The organism is Methylobacterium fujisawaense (assembly GCF_014138435.1).
Classification (GTDB): domain Bacteria; phylum Pseudomonadota; class Alphaproteobacteria; order Rhizobiales; family Beijerinckiaceae; genus Methylobacterium; species Methylobacterium fujisawaense.
Map to the genome: position 1 here is coordinate 690,808 of NZ_JACJIM010000003.1, position 20,711 is coordinate 711,518.

The 20,711-nt window shown below is 68.5% G+C and carries 16 protein-coding genes and 1 pseudogene; 12 read left to right on the forward strand and 5 right to left on the reverse strand.

All coding sequences use genetic code 11. From position 1 onward, the window contains the following. Nucleotides 1-27 precede the first annotated feature (27 nt). Complete coding sequence (locus GGQ91_RS12560) at nt 28-702, reverse strand: helix-turn-helix domain-containing protein (RefSeq protein WP_182592106.1); 675 nt, start codon at nt 700-702, stop codon at nt 28-30. A gap of 440 nt (nt 703-1,142) precedes the next feature. Between GGQ91_RS12560 and GGQ91_RS12565 the strand changes: the two genes are divergently transcribed. The 7 genes and pseudogenes from GGQ91_RS12565 to GGQ91_RS28125 form a co-directional block, all read left to right on the forward strand. Beyond that, nucleotides 1,143-2,795 carry an MFS transporter gene (locus GGQ91_RS12565; RefSeq protein WP_246410656.1) on the forward strand — a complete coding sequence of 551 codons (1,653 nt, stop codon included), beginning with the start codon at nt 1,143-1,145 and terminating at the stop codon, nt 2,793-2,795. Between the two features lie 43 nt (nt 2,796-2,838). Next, nucleotides 2,839-4,032 (forward strand): iron-containing alcohol dehydrogenase, encoded by a 1,194-nt coding sequence (locus tag GGQ91_RS12570; RefSeq protein ID WP_182592107.1) that lies wholly within the window; start codon nt 2,839-2,841, stop codon nt 4,030-4,032. Nucleotides 4,033-4,147: 115 nt separating this feature from the next. Further along, nucleotides 4,148-5,626 carry an aldehyde dehydrogenase gene (locus GGQ91_RS12575; protein ID WP_403091213.1) on the forward strand — a complete coding sequence of 493 codons (1,479 nt, stop codon included), beginning with the start codon at nt 4,148-4,150 and terminating at the stop codon, nt 5,624-5,626. A gap of 132 nt (nt 5,627-5,758) precedes the next feature. Beyond that, nucleotides 5,759-7,732, forward strand: coding sequence for an aconitate hydratase (locus GGQ91_RS12580; protein WP_182592109.1), 1,974 nt, complete (start codon nt 5,759-5,761; stop codon nt 7,730-7,732). Between the two features lie 161 nt (nt 7,733-7,893). Further along, nucleotides 7,894-8,919: a TRAP transporter substrate-binding protein DctP gene (gene dctP, locus GGQ91_RS12585; RefSeq protein ID WP_182592110.1), complete on the forward strand. Its 1,026-nt coding sequence runs from the start codon at nt 7,894-7,896 to the stop codon at nt 8,917-8,919. 594 nt (nt 8,920-9,513) lie between these two features. Further along, the gene (locus tag GGQ91_RS12590; protein ID WP_182592111.1) at nt 9,514-9,897 is read left to right on the forward strand and encodes a hypothetical protein; all 384 of its coding nucleotides are present in this window, start codon (nt 9,514-9,516) and stop codon (nt 9,895-9,897) included. Between the two features lie 33 nt (nt 9,898-9,930). Next, a pseudogene (locus tag GGQ91_RS28125) lies at nt 9,931-10,074 on the forward strand (DNA-binding response regulator); the annotation flags it as partial. A gap of 393 nt (nt 10,075-10,467) precedes the next feature. Here GGQ91_RS28125 and GGQ91_RS12595 read toward each other — a convergent pair. Beyond that, complete coding sequence (locus GGQ91_RS12595; protein ID WP_043755407.1) at nt 10,468-11,340, reverse strand: class I SAM-dependent methyltransferase; 873 nt, start codon at nt 11,338-11,340, stop codon at nt 10,468-10,470. A 106-nt stretch (nt 11,341-11,446) separates the two neighbouring features. Beyond that, on the reverse strand, nt 11,447-13,060 hold the full coding sequence (locus tag GGQ91_RS12600) for a GMC family oxidoreductase (RefSeq protein ID WP_182592144.1): 1,614 nt from the start codon (nt 13,058-13,060) through the stop codon (nt 11,447-11,449). Between the two features lie 642 nt (nt 13,061-13,702). Between GGQ91_RS12600 and GGQ91_RS12605 the strand changes: the two genes are divergently transcribed. The 5 genes from GGQ91_RS12605 (at nt 13,703) to GGQ91_RS12625 (ending at nt 18,833) form a co-directional block, all read left to right on the forward strand. Next, entirely contained in the window at nt 13,703-14,383 is a 681-nt protein-coding gene (locus GGQ91_RS12605) for a Crp/Fnr family transcriptional regulator (RefSeq protein ID WP_182592112.1), read from the forward strand. Between the two features lie 22 nt (nt 14,384-14,405). Continuing rightward, on the forward strand, nt 14,406-14,927 hold the full coding sequence (locus GGQ91_RS12610) for a FecR domain-containing protein (protein ID WP_043352866.1): 522 nt from the start codon (nt 14,406-14,408) through the stop codon (nt 14,925-14,927). 14 nt (nt 14,928-14,941) lie between these two features. Further along, complete coding sequence (locus GGQ91_RS12615) at nt 14,942-16,813, forward strand: CHASE2 domain-containing protein (protein ID WP_343066785.1); 1,872 nt, start codon at nt 14,942-14,944, stop codon at nt 16,811-16,813. A gap of 100 nt (nt 16,814-16,913) precedes the next feature. After that, on the forward strand, nt 16,914-17,240 hold the full coding sequence (locus GGQ91_RS12620; RefSeq protein WP_182592113.1) for a hypothetical protein: 327 nt from the start codon (nt 16,914-16,916) through the stop codon (nt 17,238-17,240). A gap of 408 nt (nt 17,241-17,648) precedes the next feature. Further along, nucleotides 17,649-18,833, forward strand: coding sequence for a DUF3095 domain-containing protein (locus tag GGQ91_RS12625; RefSeq protein ID WP_182592114.1), 1,185 nt, complete (start codon nt 17,649-17,651; stop codon nt 18,831-18,833). A gap of 562 nt (nt 18,834-19,395) precedes the next feature. Here GGQ91_RS12625 and GGQ91_RS12630 read toward each other — a convergent pair. Further along, nucleotides 19,396-20,040 (reverse strand): hypothetical protein, encoded by a 645-nt coding sequence (locus GGQ91_RS12630; protein ID WP_182592115.1) that lies wholly within the window; start codon nt 20,038-20,040, stop codon nt 19,396-19,398. Between the two features lie 4 nt (nt 20,041-20,044). Next, nucleotides 20,045-20,689 (reverse strand): hypothetical protein, encoded by a 645-nt coding sequence (locus GGQ91_RS12635; protein WP_182592116.1) that lies wholly within the window; start codon nt 20,687-20,689, stop codon nt 20,045-20,047. Nucleotides 20,690-20,711: the final 22 nt, after the last annotated feature.

A 20,711-nucleotide genomic window follows, 5' to 3' on the forward strand; every position in this document is an offset into this window, starting at 1 on the left:
GCCGCCGGACCCGCCCAGCTGCCCGCGCTAGCCCCTCTCCACCATGACGACGATGTACACGCAGGGGACAGACCCCTCGTTACACAGACGGTAAGACGACTCGATCATGAAGGAGAGGGTGTCCCCGGACGAGATTTTGTACTCTTGGTCATCTATCAGGGCGGTCAATTCGCCTTCCTGCATCAGGATATGTTTTTCGACCGCGGTCGGATAGACGGGCAGAAGCCCGGATGATTGGCCGGGCGGAATGCAGTGCTTGACGATCTCGGCGCCCCCGCCCTCGCGCAGGGGCGACAGCACCGTCCGCTCGAAGCCGCTCTGCGGATCGCGGAACGTGACTTGGTCCGCGCTCCGGTTCGACGCGACCCCGGTCGCCGCCGGCTCGACGCCGAGCAGGGACGACATCGAAACGTTCAACCCTCGCGCGATGCGCACGACGATCGGCAGGGTCGGCGACTTTTCGCTCCGCTCGATCGCGGAGAGGAAGGCCCGGCTCACCTGAGAGCGCCCGGACAACTCGTTGAGCGTCAAGCCTCGCTTCTTGCGCAGGTCACGGACGCGCCCGCCGAGATTTTTCGAGACCGTTTCGCACAGTCGCCCCTGCGACTCAGCGTCCCTGTCGTGCTCGCTGCTCTCGTCGCCGAGCGGTGATGGACCGATGTCGGCCGTCAAAGCACGATCAGGATTCGGCGAGGTCTTCATCGGAGGCGAGCCACATCCCAGGATCCCGGCAGCACGGGCCGCCATACAGGGCTCTACACCGGCGATCCAAGCGTCGTCGAAAAGATGAGCCCGCGGGCCGTTCCATGATCCCCTATCAATCCAGTGAATTCTTCTATAGAAGAAAAATGTGATCGCGAATCACCAATTCCGGCCGTGAATGCGCGGGCGGGGTGAACAAGGCCGAGACGGCCGATCGGGAAGGAAGCGCCTAGAATGCCCCCTGGATCCGTAGGTCCGGGGCCGTGCGGTGCTGGCGCGAGACTCTTCGCCCGAACGTCGTCCGAAGCCTGGCCTCACCCAGACCGACTCCGCCCCGGAGTTTGAGCACTCGACGGCCGAACCTCCTTGTTCGGATGTCGAACTTCAGAACAGGACGGGCGGCCTCACAGTGCTGTCCTCAGCGTCCGGGGGGATGTGAGATGGCGACAGCCGCTGTGTTGGGTCGTGCCGCGAGCATGACGGCCAAGGAGAAGCGCGTCATCGTGGCCGCATCACTCGGCACGGTGTTCGAGTTCTACGATTTCTTCCTGATCGGGCTGCTGGCTTCTGAGATCGCCAAAGCCTTCTTCTCCGGGGTGAACCCGACAGCGGGCTTCATCTTCACACTTCTGGGATTCGCCGCGGGCTTCCTGCTGCGCCCGTTCGGCGCCGTCGTGTTCGGCCGCCTCGGCGACCTCGTCGGCCGGAAATACACCTTCCTCGTCACCATCCTGCTGATGGGCCTCTCGACCTTCGTGGTCGGCCTCGTGCCGACCTACGCGACCATCGGCATCACGGCGCCGATCGCCTTCATCACCCTGCGCATGATCCAGGGGCTGGCCCTCGGCGGCGAGTTCGGCGGCGCCATCATCTACGTGGCCGAGCACGCCCCGGCCGACCGTCGTGCGGCCTGGAACGGCTACGTGGTCCTGACCGCGGCGCTCGGCTTCCTGCTGGCCGTCGGGGTGATCATCCCGCTCCGCCTCAGCCTCGGGGCAGGTCCGTTCACGGATTGGGGCTGGCGCATCCCATTCCTGGTCTCGGTGATCCTGTTGGCCATCTCGGTCTGGATCCGGCTGATGCTCGACGAGAGCCCGGAGTTCCGGCGCATGAAGGCGGAGGGCAAGGGCTCGAAGGCCCCCGTGGCCGAGGCCTTCGGCCAGTGGCGCAACCTGCGCCTGATCCTCATCGCGGCCCTGTGCATCGTCCCCGGCCAGGCGGTGGTCTGGTACACGGGCCAGTTCTACTCGTTCTTCTTCCTGACCAAGGTCCTCAAGGTCGAGGGGCTGACCGCCAACCTGCTCCTGATCATCGCCACCGCGCTCTCGGCGCCGCTCTACGTGGTGTTCGGCGCCCTGGCCGACCGCATCGGCCGCAAGCCGGTGTTCCTGATGGGTTTCGTCCTGGCGGCGGTGCTGACCCTGCCGATCTTCCACGCCCTGACCACCTACGCGAACCCGGCGCTGGCGCGGGCGCAGGAGAATGCGCCGATCACCGTGGTGGCCGATCCCGCCGAGTGCGCGGTGCAGTTCAACCCGGTCGGGACCGCCACGTTCACGTCGTCCTGCGACGTGGTGACGGACGCGATCGCCAAGCTCGGCCTCAGCTACGACCGGCGCAGCGGCACGGGTCCGGCGACGGTGCAGGTCGGCTCCGCGCGCGTGGCCGGCTACGCGGGCGACACGCCCGATGCGGCTACCCAGAAGGCGCGGTTCGAGCGCGAGCTGAAGGCCGCGCTGGCCGCCGCCGGCTACCCGCTCGGCGACGCGGACCCGAACGCCATCAACAAGCCGATGATCGTGCTGCTGCTGTTCGTCCTCCTGAGCTTCGGCACCATGACCTTCTCGGCCTCCACCACCGCGTTGCTGGAGATGTTCCCCTCGCGCATCCGCTACACGGCGATGTCGTTTCCCTACAATCTCAGCTCGGCGTGGTTCGGGGGGTTCCTGCCGGCCACCGCCTTCTCGATCGTGGCGGCCACCGGCAACGTCTATTCCGGCCTCTACTACCCGATCGGCGTCGTCGTCGCCGCGGCGATCCTCAGCCTCCTGTTCGCGCGCGAGACGCGCGGGACGGACATCTCCCGGGCCTGACCCAGTCCGCGCCCTGACGCCGGATGCCACAGCGGAGCGTGCCATGAGCCTGACCTACTTCATGCCGACCCGGGTCGTCTGGGGTCCCGGTTCCCTCGACGGCGTCGGGCCGGCGACCCACGGCCTGGGATGTCGCAACGTTCTGGTCGTCACCGATCCGGTGATCGGCAAGCAAGCCTTCTTCGCCCGCGTCCTAGACAGCCTGAGAGCGGCGGGGCTCGAGACCGCGCTGTTCGACGCCTGCGGGATCGACGCGCGGCTCGCGCATATCGACGAACAGGCGGCCCGCTGCCGCGCGGAGCGGATCGACGGCATCGTCTGCGTCGGCGGCGGCTCGGTGATGTGCACCGGCAAGGGCGTGGCGATCGTCGCGGCCAACGGCACCACCCTGCGCGATCACCTGGGCGCCGGGAATTTCGACCGGCCGGCGCTGCCGATGGTCATGGTGCCGACCACGGCGGGTTCGGGGTCGGAGGTTTCGCAGTTCACCATCGTCAAGGACGAGGAACGGCACCTGAAGCTCCTCGCCGGCGGGCCGCTGAGCTTCCCGGCGGTCGCCGTCCTCGATCCCGCGGTGCTTGCGACGCTGCCGCGGAGCGCGGCGGTCCTGCCCGCGGTCGACGCGCTGACGCACGCGATCGAGGCCTACCTGTCGGATCTCGCCTCGCCGCTCACCGACGCGCTGGCGCTGGAATCGGCCCGCTTGCAGGCCGCCTCGATGCGCGCCTCGATCCTCGACGGCGACGAGGCCGCGCGGGCCGACAACCTGCTCGCCTCGGCCATGTCCAACATCGCCTGCGGCAACGCCCGGCTCAGCCACGCGCACGCCCTGTCGCTGCCCCTCGAAGGCCATCTCGACCTCGCGCACCCGCTCGGCGTCGGGACGCTCGTGCCCTGGACCATGGCCCACAACGCAGCGGCGGTGCCCACCAAGGGCCGACGGCTTGCCGAGGCCCTCGGAGCCGACGTCGCCGGCCTCACCGACGCGCAGGCCGTCGAGGCCGGCGTCGCGGCCCTGTTCCGCCTCTACGACGACATCGGCTTCGCCCGCCATCTGTCGCCGGATCACCTGCCGCCGGAGCGCTGCGCCGAGATGGCCCGCCTCGCGGTTCCGGGCCTCTACGCGCCGCAGACGCCGCCGCACATCGACGAGGATACCCACATCGTCGCGCCGGCGGCCCGGCCGATGACCGTCGCGCAGGCGACGCGGATCTACGAGCGCTGCCTCGGCCGCTGAGGCCCAGGGGACGCACGGGAACCAGAGACAGATCAGGAGATCAGGGATGGACGAGTCCTCGACCCCCGGCCAGCCGGGTTCAAGCGCCGCGTCGGAGCGCGGGCCGGAGGCCGGCGTGCGCGACCTGGACATGTATATCGACGGCGACTGGCGTGCCTCGGCCACCGGGCGATGGATTGAGACCAAGGATCCCTACACCAACCGGGTCTGGGCGCGGATCCCCGAGGCCGGCGCCGCGGATGTCGACGCGGCCGTCCGCGCGGCGCACGCCGCGTTCTCCGACGGTCCGTGGGCGCGCATGACCGCCAGCGACCGCGGGCTGCTGCTCCACCGTCTCGGCGACGTGATCGCCGCGAACGCGCAGGAGCTGGCCGATCTGGAGGTCCGCGACAACGGCAAGCTCATGGTCGAGATGCTCGGCCAGATGAAATACCTGCCGCGCTGGTTCCAATACTACGGCGGTCTCGCCGACAAGATCGAGGGCTCGGTGCCGCCGACCGACAAGGTCGGCATGTTCAACTACGTCGTACACGAGCCGATCGGCGTGGTCGGAGCGATCACGCCGTGGAACTCGCCACTCCTGTTGACGGTGTGGAAGCTCGCACCGGCGCTCGCGGCGGGCAACACCGTGGTCGTCAAGCCCTCCGAGTTCGCCTCGGCCTCCATGCTCGGGCTGGCGCGGCTGTTCGAGGAAGCGGGCTTCCCGAAGGGTGTCGTCAACGTGGTGACCGGCTACGGGGCCGAGGCCGGCCGCGCGCTGGTCGAGCACCCGCTCGTGGAGCGCATCGCCTTCACGGGCTCCGACCTCGGCGGTGCCAAGATCTCGGAGGCCGCGGGCCGCCAGTTCAAGCGCGTGTCGCTGGAACTCGGGGGCAAGTCCCCGCACATCGTATTCGCGGACGCCGACATCGACGCGGCGGTCAAGGGCGTCATCTCCGGCATCTTCGCCGCCGCCGGCCAGACCTGCATGGCGGGTTCGCGGCTGCTGCTGCACGCCTCGATTCACGACGCCTTCGTCGAGAAGCTCGTGGCGCGCATGCGGGAGGCCCGGCTCGGCGATCCCCGCGCGGCCGATACCGATGTCGGCCCGATCGCCACCGAGCCGCAGCTCGCGAAGGTCCTGGACTACATCGAGATCGCCAAGGCCGAGGGCGCCCGCTGCGTGCTCGGCGGCAAGCGGGCGAGCGATCCCCGGCTCGGCGAGGGCTGGTTCGTCGAGCCGACGATCTTCACGGGCGTGACCAACCAGATGCGGATCGCCCGCGAGGAGGTGTTCGGCCCGTTGCTATCGATCATGACGTTCGAGACCGACGACGAAGCCGTGGCGATCGCCAACGACACGCCCTACGGCCTCGCCGCCGGGTTCTGGACGACGGATCTCGGACGGGCCCTGAACCTGCCCAGGCGCCTGCGTGCGGGCACCGTCTGGGTGAACGCCTACCGTGTGGTCAGCTACCTCGCGCCCTTCGGCGGGTTCAAGAACTCCGGCATCGGTCGGGAGAACGGGCTCGCGGCGATCCACGAGTACCTTGAGACAAAGAGCGTCTTTATCAATCCAAAATCGTCCATCACGAACCCGTTCACTCTGCAATAATGTAACTAGAGGTGCAGCGCGCCGGTCCAGGCTGGACAATACTGCAAGACCTGGCGCCTGGAGGCGACGACAAGACGGGAGCCCGGGCTAGCGCCCGGCAGCCCGCGACACGGATCACGAGGGAGGCCCCCGATGGCGTTGAACCTGACGCAGAAGCTCGTCCAGTCCCACCTCGCCGAGGGCGACCTCACCCCGGGCGGCGAGATCGCTCTCAGGATCGACCAGACCCTCCTGCAGGACGTGCTCGGCGGCCTCGTCATGCTTGAGCTGGAGGCGATGGGCGTCGAGCGCGTCAAGGTCGGTCTCGCGGCGCAATACATCGACCACAACCTTGTCCAGAACGACCAGCTCAACGCGGATGAGCACATGTTCCTGCGCTCGGCCTGCCGCCGATTCGGGGTCTGGTACTCGCGGCCGGGCAACGGCATCAGCCATCCGGTCCACATGCAGAGCTTCGGCAAGCCCGGGCAGACGCTGGTCGGTTCCGACAGCCATAGCCCCGCGGCCGGGTCGCTCGGCATGCTGGCTTTCGGGGCGGGCGGCGTCGAGGTGGCGCTCGCCATGGCGGGGGAGCCCTTACAGCTGCGCATGCCCCGGGTCTGGGGCGTGAAGCTGACCGGGTCGCTGCCCGACTGGGTGAGCGCCAAGGACGTGATCCTGACGCTGCTCGGCCGCCACGGGGTCGAGGGCGGGTTCGGCCGGATCATCGAGTATTACGGGCCGGGCCTGGAGCGTCTGACCGCCATGGACCGGCACGTCATCGCCAACATGGGCGCCGAGATGGGCGCCACCACGAGCGTGTTCCCCTCCGATGCGTCGACGAAGGCCTTCCTCGACGGTGTCGGGCGCGGCGGCGACTGGACGCCGCTCGCGGCCGACGCGGGCTGCGCTTACGACGACCACGAGGAGATCGATCTCTCCACCCTCGTGCCAATGATCGCCAAGCCGTCGAGCCCCGGCAACGTCGTGCCCGTCTCGGAGGTCGCCGGCACCGAGATCTACCAGGCTTACATCGGCTCCTCAGCCAATCCGGGCTTCCGCGACTTCGCGGTGGCGGCCGCCATCGTGAAGGGCCGCACCGCCCACGATCGGGTGTCCTTCGACATCAACCCCTCGACCCGGGTCGTGCTGGAGACCCTGATCCGGGACGGCCAGCTCTCCGACCTTATCCACGCCGGCGCTCGGGTCCATCAGGCCGGCTGCAACGGCTGCATCGGCATGGGCCAGGCCCCCGCCTCGGGCCGCAACTCCCTGCGGACGGTGCCGCGCAACTTTCCCGGCCGCTCCGGCACCCGGGAGGACAGCGTGTTCCTGTGCTCCCCGGAGACGGCCGCGGCCTCGGCGCTCACCGGCATCATCACCGATCCGCGCACCCTCGACATACCCTACCCGCGGATCGTGCCGCCCGCGATGGTGCCGGCCAACACCACGATGCTGGTGGCGCCCTTGGCCGAGGCGGAGGCCCGGGCGGTGCGGCTGGAGAAATCCGAAAACATCACGACGCTGCCCGACCTCGGCAAGCTCGGGCCCGACATCCGCGTGCCGGTGATGCTGAAGACCGGCGACGACATCTCCACCGACGACATCATGCCGGCGGGCGCCCGGGTGATGCCCTACTGGTCGAACATTCCGAAGACGAGCGAGTTCACCTTCGAGCCGATCGACGACACCTATCCGAAGCGGGCGAAGCAAGGCGGCAAGGAGCGCACCGGCCACGCCATCGTCGGCGGCCTGAATTACGGCCAGGGCTCGAGCCGCGAGAACGCCGCACTCGCCCCGCGCTATCTCGGGCTGGAGGTCGTGCTGGCCAAGAGCTTCGCCCGGATCCACTGGCAGAACCTCGTAAATTTCGGCGTCCTGCCGCTGACCTTCCAGGACTTGGCCGACTACGACCGGCTGGAGATGGGCGACACGGTGGAGATCACCGGCGTCGCCGACGCGCTGGCGGCGGGCCGGGAGATCACCGCGACCGTCCGGGGCGGCAAGGCGACGATCCGGCTGCGGCACGACCTGTCGCCGCGCCAGATCGAGATCCTGCTCGCGGGCGGCGTGATCAACTGGCTGCGCGGGCGCATCCAGCCCGAACCCGCCCGCACCGTCGCCTGAGAACTGTTGACCAGGCCGGCGAGCGGCACCTGTGAGGCGCGCGCCGCACACGTTGGCTCCCGGCCCGGGTCGGGTGCCGCCGGCCGGTCGCCCCAGAACCCGAGATCGAACACGTCTATCAGTGACAGGCTTCACCGTCACGAAAAGATGGAGGACTCAGCATGATCGTCACACGCCGCAACCTGCTCGGATCGGCGGCGATCGGCGCCGGCCTGATCACCAGCCCGGCCGTGCTGCGGGCACAGGCGCCGAAGGTGCTGCGCATCTCGCACCAGTTTCCGGGCGGCACTCTGGAGTCCGGTGACGCCCGCGACCGCATCTGCCGCCGCTTCGGCCTTGAGCTCGAGAAGCGCACCGGCGGCAGCCTGACGGTACAGGTCTATCCGGGTTCCTCGCTGGTGAAGACGCTCGCGCAGTTCAGCGCGGTGCGCAAAGGGGCCGTCGACCTGAGCCTCGTGCCGCTCTCCTACGCGGGCGGCGAGCTGCCGGAGGCCAACATCGCCCTGATGCCGGCCCTGGTGACGAACTACGATCAGGCCGCCCGGTGGCGCACCGCCCCGGTCGGAGAGCGGCTCGCCAAAACGCTCAACGACAAGGGCGTGATGATCGTGACCTGGGTCTGGCAATCGGGAGCGGTCGCCTCGCGCGTCCACCCGATCCTCGTGCCCTCCGACGTGAAGGGCGTAAAGATCCGCGGCGGCGGCCGCGAGATGGACCTCGTGTTCCAGGCCTCCGGCGCCATCGTCTCCACCATGCCGTCGAGCGAGATGTATATCGGCATGCAGACCGGTGCGCTGGAGGCGGCGGTGAGCGCCTCCACGAGCCTGATCTCGTTCCGTCTCGACGAGCTGACCAAGAACCTCACCGCCGGCCGGGGGCGCTCCTTCTGGTTCATCCTGGAGCCGCTGATCATCTCCAAGGCAACGTTCGAGGCGCTGACGCCGGAGCAGCAGAGGGCTGTTCAGGAGATCGGCCAGGAGCTGGAGGCCTTCTCCTTCGCGGCCGCCAAGGCCGATGACGAGGAGATCACCAAGATCTACGCCGCCCGCGGTGCCAAGATCCACGAACTCACGGCCGATCACATTCAGACATGGCGTGAGGCGGCCCGCGACACGGCCTGGAAGGATTTCGCCGGCAAGAACGCCTCGTGCGCCGAACTGCTCAGGCTCGCGGAGCAGGTGCAGTGAGGTGCGCCCGGATGCGGCTCCCCCCTCCTGCGGAACGCGTAAGCGATATCCGACGCTCGCCGAGATGTCTGCCGGGATCTGCGAGCGCGGCATCGACCCCCTGAATGCCGACACGCGTCGAGACCGAAGGGATGCCTCCGATGCCCTCCGCGGCGGCCTGCAGCGCGGTCGTCAAGCCGCATGTCCGCTCAAGCCGCAGGTCAGATTTCGAGATGTCCGCGTTTCGACCCAGATGACCGGTTTGGGCGCAATGCCGAATGTCTGGTCCTGCGTGCGCTGACGATCCGGCGTGACGCAGTCTGGCCGAAAGCCGCCAGTCCGCTTCGGAGGAGGTCCGCCGGAAAAGCGGACGGCCCGCTGCCGACCCATGCCGGCCGCCGAGAGCGCTTTCGGCGCTTCTCCAAAGCAGCCGTCCGGCATGAAGGCGTAGCTCGCGTTCTACAGGTATCACGGCCCGGCCACGGGGTTCACGGGGGTCGCCGCTGACCGGCTCGAACTGGTGCTCTCCGGAGGCCTCGTCCTCACCGAGTCATACGGGTTACTTGGTCGCTCGGGCATGGCATAGTAGCGCGAGCACTCCGTGGTCCCATACCGATGAGAACGACCCTCGCGCTTGCTGTCATCGTCCTGGCCGGGACCGCAGTTGCAGAGCCGATCCCGAAATTCGACGTGGACAAGATTTGCCGCAGCGCCTTTCGCAGGAGCGCCGTCGGGTCGAAGGATGACCAAGCGGTCTACGAACGCTGCATGACGAAGGCCCAGGAGGCCTACGACAGCGTCAAAGGGATGTGGCCGCAGCTCTACCCGGACGAGCAGGAACGATGCGCTCGCGCGGGGACGGGCACCAATCCGGTCGGGAGCTACGACTCGATAGCCTACTGCGCCAAGTGGGCGCTCCTGGAGCACAAGGATGGGGAGAAGGAGCGCGAGGACGAGATGCGGGCGCGACAGATCCAGCGGAAAGAGTTTCGCTACTGAGCGATTTCACCGACCTGAGCCAAAACCTCAATCCTGACCGCTGGCGGGATGACCGCCCAGAGCGTAGCCGAAGCGCTGTATCTGAGCCTCAAGACAGTGCACAACAACCTCTCGATGATCCGCGCCACGCCTGGGGCGCGCACTGACGCCCAACTTGTGGGGATCGCAATCGGGGCCTGGCCTATTTCGCCCCTCAAGGAACTATCCCTCGGGGAGCCATGGGATTTCGTCCGCTCTGACGACCTCTCGACCAAAAGCCGACAGGCGGCAAACCACCCACCCCAGTCATTCAGAGGCGCCTGCCACCACGACGGGATTTGGCCGAGACCCGCCGGTCCGCTTCGGGGGGCCAATCGCACGGGAGCGGCCACTCGAAGCGGTTCAGGCAGAGGCCTCAGGGTGCGCCCCAGCAACCGGATCGCGGCTTCGAAAGTCATTCGCAGGCGCGACGCGGCAGCGGCTCTCGAGCCGCCCGATCGTCGGTCCTGATAGCGCTGCCTTGGACCCGGTCGGTACTGGCCGGCTTGATGCGCACCGTCGCGGCAGGCCACCGCCTCGACGGAAAGCGTTCTACGCGCGTCGTCCCATCATGAGCGTGACCGGCTGTCCCGCAGAAGTCTCGATGGCGGTGAATTTACGGGAGCGAAGTTCAGCCTCCATCGCAGCACACGACCATAGGTGGCCGCCGCTTCGGGCCAGCCGCAGGGCTGCAAGCGTGGCGCCGACCGGATCCGGAGGCGGAGCGTAGAGACCGACAACAAGGTATCCCTTCGGCTGGAGGGCAACCGTTAGCCGGTCGAGCGCTGTCCGAGCCGCGTCCTGGGAAAGGAAGGGTGCCGGAAGCCACGTCAGCGCGTAGCCGGCTGGATCATCGAACTGGGTCACATCCTGCAGGCGGAGATCGATACGGCTGCGGAATGGGCTTGCCGCCACGTTCGCACGGGCCAGTTCGAGGGCCGGCTCCCAGATGTCCAGGCCCACGACACGCAGCGAGGGCCACTGCGCTGCGGCTTCGAGAGCAATGCCGCCCACACCCGTGCCGACATCCAGGAAGCGCCCGGTGAGGGCGGCCGCGAGCGCCGGGCGGTCGGCCGCCAGGGCCGCCAAGCGCCGTACGACGACCCGCGAGGCTTGGCCCTGAGCCTGCAACATCGCAGGATCGCGGACCTGCCAGACGGGCGGTCGCTCGGGACACTCCAACAGATCCCGCGCCTCCTGCAGGGCGTGCGTGACGGAGGCCAGGGACGCGGAGACCTGCGCCTGATCAAGGTCACCGAGGCCGCCCGGCACCACGGCGGCGACCACGTCGTGCAACCGGCGCGCGACCTCGGGATGAATATCCGGCGCCTCCTGCCGCAGGCGTAGGGCTGCACCGATCGCGGCAAGGCCTCTTGCCGCATCGCCCATCTGCCGCAGCGTGTGTTGAACGTCTTGGAAAGTCATCGGCGACTGCCAGAATGAAGTTCACCACGACGCGGCATGGCGCCCGAAGCAGAAGAGCCGGACCCGTCAGCCACAGAACCCGGCCGGGCCGCGACCCGCAGGGTGATCACAGGCCGTGCGCCTGAGCGATCATCTGTGCCGCCCGCTCGCCGATGATGGCGCAGGGGGCCTGCGTGTTTCCCGCCGTCACACGCGGCATGATCGAAGCATCCGCGATGCGCAGAGCGTCGATCCCGTAGACGTTCAGCGATGCATCGACCACCGACATGGCATCGCGGCCCATCTTGGCCGTGCAGCTCTGGTGCCAGTAGGTCACGGCGGCATCACGGATGAAGTCTTCGAGTGCGTCTCCCCGGATGTCGCCCGGCATGGCCTCTCCGCGGACATGCGGCCGAAACGCCTGGGCGTTGCCCAGCGCGCGGCACAGATCCACGCAGGCGACGGCCGTCGTCAGATCCGCGGGATCGGACATCATGTTGGCATCGATCGCCAACGGCACTCCGGGATCGGCACTCGTCAGCCGAAGCCGGCCGCGGCTCGCCGGGCGCGCCAGACCGGCGAACATCGTCCAGCCCTGCGCCGGCACACCGCGCGCCGCGGTCCGATCGCTCGGCACGGGAAATTCGACCTGGCAGAAGAGCACGTCCGGCGCATCGAGCCCGGGGCGGCTCGTCCAATACAGGGTCGCCTCGCTGCCGCTGTTACGGGGGGCGATGGGTTCGGCATACTCCCAGATGCATCCGAACGAGACATGGTCCTGAAAGTTCTGGCCGACGCCCGGCAGGTGCTGCACCACCGGGATGCCGAAGCGCGTCAGCTCCGCATGGTCCCCGATGCCGGAATGCATCAGAACCTTGGGCGTCTGGATGGCGCCCAGGGACAGCACCACCTCGGCCCGGGCTCTGATCTCCAGGACCTGCCCGGCGCGGACCACTTCGACGCCGACCGCGCGCTGCTGCTCGATCAGGACGCGCCGCACGGTCGTGTCGGTGAGGACCGTCAGGTTGGGGCGGTCGAGCCAAGGGTGGACATAGGCCCGGTAAAGCGATTGGCGCCGGCCGTCGCGAACCAGCATGTCCGAAATCGAGGCGCCGCCCGGCCCCTCCATCATCTTGCCATTCGGATGCGCGAAGGTCGGGATGCCGATCTCGCGGGCCGCATCGAGCATCGCGTATGCGATGGGGCTGGGATCCGAGGCGGGCTGGACCCAGACCGGCCCGGACTCGCCGCGATACCGCGGATCCGGTGAACCCCGCCAGTTCTCGATTCGACGATAGATCTGGAGGACGCTGTCGTAACTCCACTCGGCATCGCCGGCCTCCGCCGCGAAGTAATCCCAGTCGCTGCGGTGCCCCCGCGCCCAGACCATCACGTTGATGCTGGAGCCGCCCCCGAGACCTTTGCCCATCGACATCGACAGGGCACGACCGTTCAGGTGCGGGTTCGGCTGCGCCTCAAATCCCCAATCCCGATCGCTGCCCAAGTTGGCCGGCCATTGTGCAGGGTCGAGCACCGTCTCGGCATCGTCGCTGCCTCCGGCTTCGATCAGCAGCACGCGCAGGTCAAGATTTTCCGCGAGGCGCCGCGCCACGACCGAGCCCGAGGATCCGGCGCCGCAAATGATGACATCGTATTGCGAGCGCAGGTCGGCGACCAGGCGCTGCTGGTTCTCCTGCGCGCGCCGGGATGAATCGCGGTCCTCGCGACGAGACTGGCTCATGATATGTAACATCCTTCTAATGCTGCGCTGCCGTTGCTGATGAACGGAGAGTTTTGTCCCGCCAACACGGCGGGTCCCGCGAAAATGATCCTGAGCCGCAGGAATTCGGGTCGATGTTCCATGCCTTCGACCTCCGCGACTGTGATCGACGTCACACTGGAAGCGCGGGATGAAGTTCACGAGGGCCTGTTCGCTTCGACTCACGAATGCGTTACAGAGATCTTCGCAGATCTGCATGTCGCGCTTCTCGTGATATGCTCGGTTCGCCCTCACGCCATTGTCGTCGATCCTGCCGACGGAGATGCGTTTTGGTCCGGCCTTCTGAAAAGCCTCGGGGCGAACCGATCCTTCGGTCACAGCCGCATCCCGGCTGCGGGAACCTCCGACATAGCAGGCCCGTCCGGAGGTTCGGCGGGCAGCCCGGATCGCGTCTCCCCGAGCGGCGGTGGCGGCCATACGCGATCGCTGGCCGATAGCCGGTCCTCGTGGGACGGCGTGGCCATCCGGGCTGTGAGATTTGTCACGGACCCGCCCGCCGGTCAGAGGCGACAGGGTGCGGCGTCATGCTGACACCAGGCTGCGCCGCGGAGAACTCTGCGGAGCGCACACGAGCCTGGGTCGGCACAGTCGAGAGAGGATGTCGTGAGCGCGCCGAACAGGCTTGTCGGGCTCTTGGCCGCCAACGCGTTCTTCGCCGAGCTGGGCCAAGACGCTCTTCGTGCCATCGCCGGCCTTTGCCGGATGCGCAGCGTTGCGCGTCACGAGATCCTCTTCCAGAAGGGGGGCCCAGGCGATGCCCTCTACGCGATCCGTCGCGGGCAGATCCGCATCGCCACCGGCACCGAGGACGGCCGGTCCGTGACGCTCAACCTCCTCGGCCCCGGCGATGTCTTCGGCGAGATCGCCCTGCTCGATGGCCATGCCCGCACCGCAGAGGCCATCGCGCTCGAGACGACGGATCTCTTCGTCATCGACCGGCGGGACTTCCTCGAACTCCTGGCGCACGACGCGGCCCTGGCGGCGCGGATCATCGGCTTCCTGTGCCGACGGTTGCGCTGGATGAGCGAGCGCATGGAGGAGGCAACGCTCCTTCCCCTCGATGCCCGGCTAGCGCGGCGTCTGGTTATGCTGTCCGAGGATTACGGCGCAGAAATCCAGGTGACACAGCAAGAACTCGCCGCTTACGTTGGCGCGGCGCGGGAAAGCGTCAATCGCGTCCTTCAGGATTGGCGTCGATCCGGCATCATCGATCTTGGGCGCTCACGCGTGCATGTGAAGGTCGCGCCGCGTCTGGCGGCCCTCGGCGCGCCCTCACGGCTCTGAGGCGGCAGAAGGGATCCACCCCATGAGGAATCTCGCGCGCGTCGTGACCGCATTCGCGGCCGTCGTCGTCCCTGTCACCGTCCATGCCCAGACGCGCTGCACGGAAACGACCCGCTTCGACCCGCCTCTGCGGATCCTGCGATGCACCGACGGGCTCACGCTCGAAGCCGAGCGAGCGGCCACGTTACGGCCGGTGGATCGGGACGGCGACGGGCAGCTCGAGGGAGCGGAGATCGGCGGCAGTGCCGTACTCGTGACCCTGCCGACGCGCTCGAAGACGCGCCGGGGCGGCTTCCAGATCCTCACCCCCCACGCGATTGCCTCCGTGCGCGGCACGATCTACGCCGTCGATGTGACCACCGCCAAGACGGCGGTTTTCGTGGCTCGCGGCCGCGTCGCCGTCGCGCGCCGGAACACCCCGGCCGTGTTCGTCACGCTCGGCCCGGGTGAGGGCGTCGATGTCGGTGAGGATCAGGCCCCCCTGGACGTGCGACGGTGGCCGCAGGAGCGCGTCAGAAGCCTGCTCGAGCGCTTCGGGCGGTGAGAGCCGCGGGTCCGGTGCCGCGGCTTGAGTCGATCTCGCGCCCCGGGCGGACCAAGCGACGCTTCGCCCTCCTCATGTTCGTGGCCGCGCTGGGGTGGAGCGGCTGGCTCGCGCACCTGCACATCGCCGGACGGGCAACGCCCCTCGATTACCTGGAGGCGGCGGCGACGGACCTGCGCATGCGCCTGGCCGGTCCACGCATGCCGCCCAAAGATGTCGCGATCGTCGCCATCGACGACGAAATCGTCCGCCGGGAAGGAGGCTTTCCCATCTCGCGCACGACGATGGCGCGGCTGATCGAAACGATCGCCGCGGCCCACCCCCGTGCGCTCGCCGTCGATGTCCTGTTCCTCGAAGACGGGCGCCAGCCCGAGGCGGATCATGCCCTCGCCGCCGCCCTCCGCAAGGTGCCCGCCGTCCTGGCGGCGGCAGCCGTCTTCGACGAGGCCACGAACGAAGGGGGCATCCCGGTCGCCACCGCCGTGCATCGCCCGATCCCGGTGATCGGCGCGGCCGCGCTGACGGGACTCGTCAACCTGTCCGAGGACGCCGCCGGCGTTCCGCGGCACCTTCCTCTCGTTGCCAGGGCGGACAACGGCGTTGCGGCCCATTTCGTCCTGCGCACAGCGGCCCTGGCGGCCCGGAGCGATCCGGTCCTGACCGAGGGACAGGTCCGGATCGGGCCTGCCGTCATCCGGCTCGACCTCGGCTATCATCTTCCGCTCCGTCCCTACGGGCCGCGACGCACGATCCAGACCTTGAGCGCCGCCGCACTTCTCGATGGAACGGCACCCGTCGCCGCTCTGGCGGACCGTGTCGTGGTGATCGGCGCGACGGCACTCGGGGGCAGCGACACCTTTGCGACGGCGTTCGATCCCGTGATGCCCGGCGTCGAACTGCTGGCGACCGGCATCGCCCATCTGACCACGGGCGACGGACTCGTGCGCGATGCGCGCGTTCGGCGGCTCGACGGGGTGGCGGCCGGGACTCTCGCGGGCGCCGCCGTGCTCCTGATCGCGCTGGCCCCACCGCTCCCAGCGGCCATCCTCGTACTCCTCCTCCTGGCCGCCTGGTTCGCTCTGGGAACCGTCGCCTTCAGCCAGGGCATCTGGATGAGCGCCGCCCTGCCGCTCGCAGCCGCTGGCCTGCCGACGCTCCTGTGCGCGGTGGCCCGCCAGACGCTGGATCGCCGCCAGGGCCTGAGGCTCGCGCGGTCGGAGCAGGCCCTGCGCCGACTTCAACCCGCCGCGCTCGCGGAACGGCTCGCCTGGGACCCGACCTATCTGGCCGCACCCCTCACGCGCGAGATCCCGGTGCTCTTCATCGATCTGACCGGCTTCACCGGCCAGAGTGAGCGCCTGGGCCCGGTCCGCACCCGCGCCCTCCTCAAGACGTTCCACGATCTCGTGGACGAGACCGCCTCGTCGCACAAAGGCCTCGTCGTCAACTTCATGGGCGACGGCGCGATGGTCGTGTTCGGCGCCCTGGACCCCGATCCCGCGCAGGCGGAAAACGCCGTGCGGGCGGCCGGCGATCTCATCGTCCGGACCCGCGACTGGATCGCGCGCGATCCCGAACTGGCAGGCGCCGGACGGGCGCTCGACGTGCGGATCGGCGCGCATTCCGGACCGGCGATCCTCTCGCGCCTCGGCAGCGACACCAATCAGCAGGTCACGGCGACGGGCGATACCGTCAACGTCGCGAGCCGCCTGCTGGCCGTGGCGTCGGAGGCCAAGGCCCGCCTCGCCGTCAGCGCCGATCTCCTGACGGCTGCCGGCATCGTTGAGCCGGCCGGCCTCTTCGACGAGCGGCGGACGGCTTCCATCCGCGGACGGTCCCAACCCATCGCGGTTTGGTTGACGCGCGAACCTGCGCGGCTGCCATAGATCCCGCGCCACGCCGCGTTTCCGGGCCTCTGTGACCGCGGTCACAGCGGCCGGCCATCGTCGGGCGCAGAGTGCTGTCACCCCAACAGGGAGAAGCACGATGAAGACGACTTCGACGAAGACGATGATGGTCGCAGGTCTCGCGCTGGCGACACTGGCCGGCGGTGCCGCCAGCGCCGATGCCCGCGGGTTCGGTCACGGCGGATTTGGTCACGGCGGCTTCGGCCATCGCGGATTCGGGTACGGTCGCTTCGGAAACGGCGGGTTTGGCCACCATCGATACTTCCACCACCGTGGCTACCGTCGGCACTTCGGCGGGTTCGACTGGAATTATCCCACGGGTGGCTACTTCCTGAGCTCGGATTTCAGGGATTGCCGCGTCGTCTACAACCCCTTGTTCTTCGGACACGAGCGCGTCTGCAGCTGACGGAGCATCCGTCTTCGGCTGATTGAGGCCCCGGTGCGCGATCGGCCGCCGCTGCACCCGCAGCGGCGGCCGGTTGGCCGACGTCGTCACACCAAAGCTTGCCGTGACGACGGGATGGGAGCCGGCACCCCGGACCCATTCGTCCCGAAGACGCCGCCCGAATATCGAAATTCAAACCGCAACCGCATTAGACATGAGCCGAGCGGCAGCGCGGAGCGGTCGTGAGTTTGTCGCCGCCGCAGCGCGTTCGCTTGAAGGCGTGCATGCGACCGTGGTGATGGTGGTCCCACCAAGGAAGATGTCGGTGCCGCGTTCCGGGCGCGCCGCGCGTCCGAGGCTGTGCCGGGGAGCAGGGCGATGACGGCGACGAGGACATCGGGACGTGCAGAGGAGCCAATCGAACCCGCAATGGGCCGCACGACCCCTGATTTCTACGCGAGCCTGCCCCGGTTTACCGCCTTCTCCAGCCTCATGGATCCAGGCCTCTATCGGCCGCTTCCCACGACCTGGTGGCTGGGTGTGACCGATGTCGTCGGCTCTCAGCAGCAGATCGGGCTCGGCCGCTACAAGGCGGTCAATGCGGCCGGCGCAGCCATCATCGCGGCCGTTTCGAATGCCCTCGGCCGGCGCGCGTTCCCGTTCGTCTTCGCCGGCGACGGGGCAAGCTTCGCGATTGCCCCGGAAGACGTAGACGCCGCCAGAGAAGCGCTGGCCGCAACGGCCGTCTGGGTCCGCGAGGCGCTGCAGCTCGAGTTGCGCACCGCTCTGGTACCGGTCTCAGCCGTGCGCGATCGCGGGCTCGACGTGCGCGTCGCGCGCTACGCGCCCAGTGCTCACGTTTCCTATGCCATGTTCAGCGGAGGCGGCCTGCCCTGGGCAGAGGCCGCCATGAAGGCCGGCGACTATGCCGTCGCACCGGCTGAGCCCGGCAGCCAGCCCGACCTGACCGGCCTCTCCTGCCGCTGGCAGGCAATCCGTCCCCGCCACGCGTTGATGCTCTCGCTCATGCTCGTGCCGCAGCACAGCGGCGACGCGCCGGCCTTCCGGCAACTCGTGCAAGAGATCCTGCACAGTGTGGAGATCAGTGCCGAGGTCGCACATCCGATGCAGGATGAGGGACCGCAGATGCACGGACCGTGGGCGGGCCTGGATCTTGAACTGCGCGCCATGCCGGGCTCCCGTCTGAGCCGCCTCTGGCGCAAGCTTCGCCTCGTGGCACGATCGATCCCCGAATACCTGATCTACCGCATCGGCTTGCGGGTGGGAGGGTTCGATCCGGCCGCGCTTCGGCACGAGATCGTCGGGAATACGGACTTCCGCAAATACGATGATGCGCTGCGGATGACGCTGGACTGCACAGAGGCCTTCGCGGATCAGCTGGAGGCGCAGCTCGCCGGTGCGGAGGCGCGGGGGATCTGCCATTTCGGGCTGGAACGGCAATTGGCTGCGCATTTGACCTGCATCAGCCCTCCGGTGCCCGGCCGCGGGCACATGCACTTCATCGATGGCGCTGGCGGAGGCTACGCCGCGGCCGCCGCAAGGCTGAAGGCTCGGGCGGCAAGCGTCGGGGCCGTGGTGCCGACCAGCCCGTGAGGGGGCTGTGAAGCGTGGCTGCTGCCGGATGAAGCGCGGGCGCTCGGGACGACCTACCTCGAGCGGCGTTCAGGATCACTGTGCAGCACCGCACCGGCGAGCGTTTGGTCGATAGCGGGACCTTCGCGGTCGGCGCCAGCCTGATCGGTGCCGCTGCCTGCGAGCGGCGACCGGTGAAGGAGCGAAAATCTTCACCGTGTAGGAGCTTCTCCGGCCTGGGATCTTTGCGGAAGGGATGTCCGCTTCGGAGCGTCCTCGAAACACGCTGAATGACCGGGATGGACGCGAAGCCGAATGTCCGCTCCTGCGCGCATTTGTGGGTCGGCGTGACGTGGTCTGGCCGAAACCTGCCATTCCGCTTCGGAATGCCGCCGCCCGAAATGCGGACATTCTCCTTGCCCGACTGCGACCCACTGGCACGCGTAGGATCATGCGAGAACGTAGCCCGTAGGCAAAGGGCAGCTTCGGAGCTTCTGTCCAGATAGGTCGTCTTTACCCGCGGCCGACCTGATCACGATAACGCTTCAGAAGTTGTAGCCGAGACGACGTCGGGAATCCTCCATCAGCTACGCGTCCACGCAGCATGCACGGCTCCAGTCGCCGTATCCGGCTTCGCCGCTCCGATGAAGATCACGACCGGGCCATGGGAATCGCGCCGGGGGTCATAGAAATCGAGCAGGCCGGGATGGAGGCGCTGGATGAAATCCGGTTGCCGCCCGCTCCGACGCAGCAGGTGGTCGATGACGACCTGATCGCCATGCACCGCGTTCGGCACGGGGCCGCAGGATCCTGGGCTCATCCAGCGGTCGGGGTCGGCCGCGAAGGTCGTGTAAAGCGATGCGAGCTCGTCCCCGGACCAGCGCAGCAGCGCACTGGAGAGGCGCCCCGCGTGGAAAAAGTCCTCCATCGCAGCGAGGCCGGGCTCGGCGAGGGCATCGGCTGGGCCGGTCAGCACCGTATCAAGGTCGCACAGGAGGGTCGGACCCGTGCTGAGACCGGGCCGGAACGCTTCCATCTTCGCCCACCAGGCCGACCAAGCGTGCCGGAGCGGGATCGTCTCCACGCCCGCGACGGCCACTGGCAGGTCCGTAAGACAGACGATCCGTTCGAAAGCCGGGGCATGGCGGCGGATGCCGCCTGCGAGGCGGGCGACCCAGGTGGCGTCGTAGCGCCCGCCGCCCTTCAGGACGGTGATCAGCGTGGTCATGAGGTTATTGCTCGGTCAGAGATGGTGGATGCACACGGATGCGTCCGGCCGCCTCAGCCTCGGCGAACCATGCGCGCTCGGCCGCCCAGGGATGACCGGGCCAGCCGTCGTAACCAAAGCCGAAGACCTGCGCCGGTCCTGCACTCGCCGGGCGGCCGAGCAGCAGCGCGAGCGTCACGAGGAAGCCGGTGCTCGGGTTCGGGTGTCCCGCCGTGCGCGGGCCGAGCAGGGCGTGAGCCTGCTGGTGCAGCGTCTCGGGCAGGAGGAAGACCGGGCGGCCCAACGGTTGCAGCCGCGCCAGAAGCTCGCGGGTCCAGCAGATCGGCTCGGGGACGTTGTGCTCTGCCGGCAGCATCGGGAAGGGCAGGATGAAGGCCTGCGCGGCGCGGACCACCGGGCGCTCGAGGAAGCGCCGGTCCGCCAGCCATTCCCGCGGCTGGCCGCCGCGGTTGACCAGGGCGAGATGCGTGACGCGGTGGCCGGTGCCGCCGCCGAAGCCGAGCGCGTTGTTGAAGCGGACCACGCTGTCCGCCGCATCGATCGCGGCTGTGCACGCCCCCGCTCCGGGCGCGTTGCCCACGATGGCGAGGGACCCGTCGGCTGGCAGGCCGGCGCGTCCGGCAGGGAGGGAGTCGACGTCCGGGATCACGTGCGGCAGGGGTTATGGGAAC

Bases quoted from the DNA above. Each gene is read 5' to 3' on its own strand.
- GGQ91_RS12610 (WP_043352866.1), top strand. From the start codon at position 14,406: ATGAGGAATCTCGCGCGCGTCGTGACCGCATTCGCGGCCGTCGTCGTC.
- GGQ91_RS12600 (WP_182592144.1), bottom strand. From the start codon at position 13,060: ATGAGCCAGTCTCGTCGCGAGGACCGCGATTCATCCCGGCGCGCGCAG.
- dctP (WP_182592110.1), top strand. From the start codon at position 7,894: ATGATCGTCACACGCCGCAACCTGCTCGGATCGGCGGCGATCGGCGCC.
- GGQ91_RS12595 (WP_043755407.1), bottom strand. From the start codon at position 11,340: ATGACTTTCCAAGACGTTCAACACACGCTGCGGCAGATGGGCGATGCG.
- GGQ91_RS12560 (WP_182592106.1), bottom strand. From the start codon at position 702: ATGAAGACCTCGCCGAATCCTGATCGTGCTTTGACGGCCGACATCGGT.
- GGQ91_RS12625 (WP_182592114.1), top strand. From the start codon at position 17,649: ATGGGCCGCACGACCCCTGATTTCTACGCGAGCCTGCCCCGGTTTACC.
- GGQ91_RS12630 (WP_182592115.1), bottom strand. From the start codon at position 20,040: ATGACCACGCTGATCACCGTCCTGAAGGGCGGCGGGCGCTACGACGCC.
- GGQ91_RS12620 (WP_182592113.1), top strand. From the start codon at position 16,914: ATGAAGACGACTTCGACGAAGACGATGATGGTCGCAGGTCTCGCGCTG.
- GGQ91_RS12580 (WP_182592109.1), top strand. From the start codon at position 5,759: ATGGCGTTGAACCTGACGCAGAAGCTCGTCCAGTCCCACCTCGCCGAG.
- GGQ91_RS12570 (WP_182592107.1), top strand. From the start codon at position 2,839: ATGAGCCTGACCTACTTCATGCCGACCCGGGTCGTCTGGGGTCCCGGT.
- GGQ91_RS12565 (WP_246410656.1), top strand. From the start codon at position 1,143: ATGGCGACAGCCGCTGTGTTGGGTCGTGCCGCGAGCATGACGGCCAAG.
- GGQ91_RS12590 (WP_182592111.1), top strand. From the start codon at position 9,514: ATGAGAACGACCCTCGCGCTTGCTGTCATCGTCCTGGCCGGGACCGCA.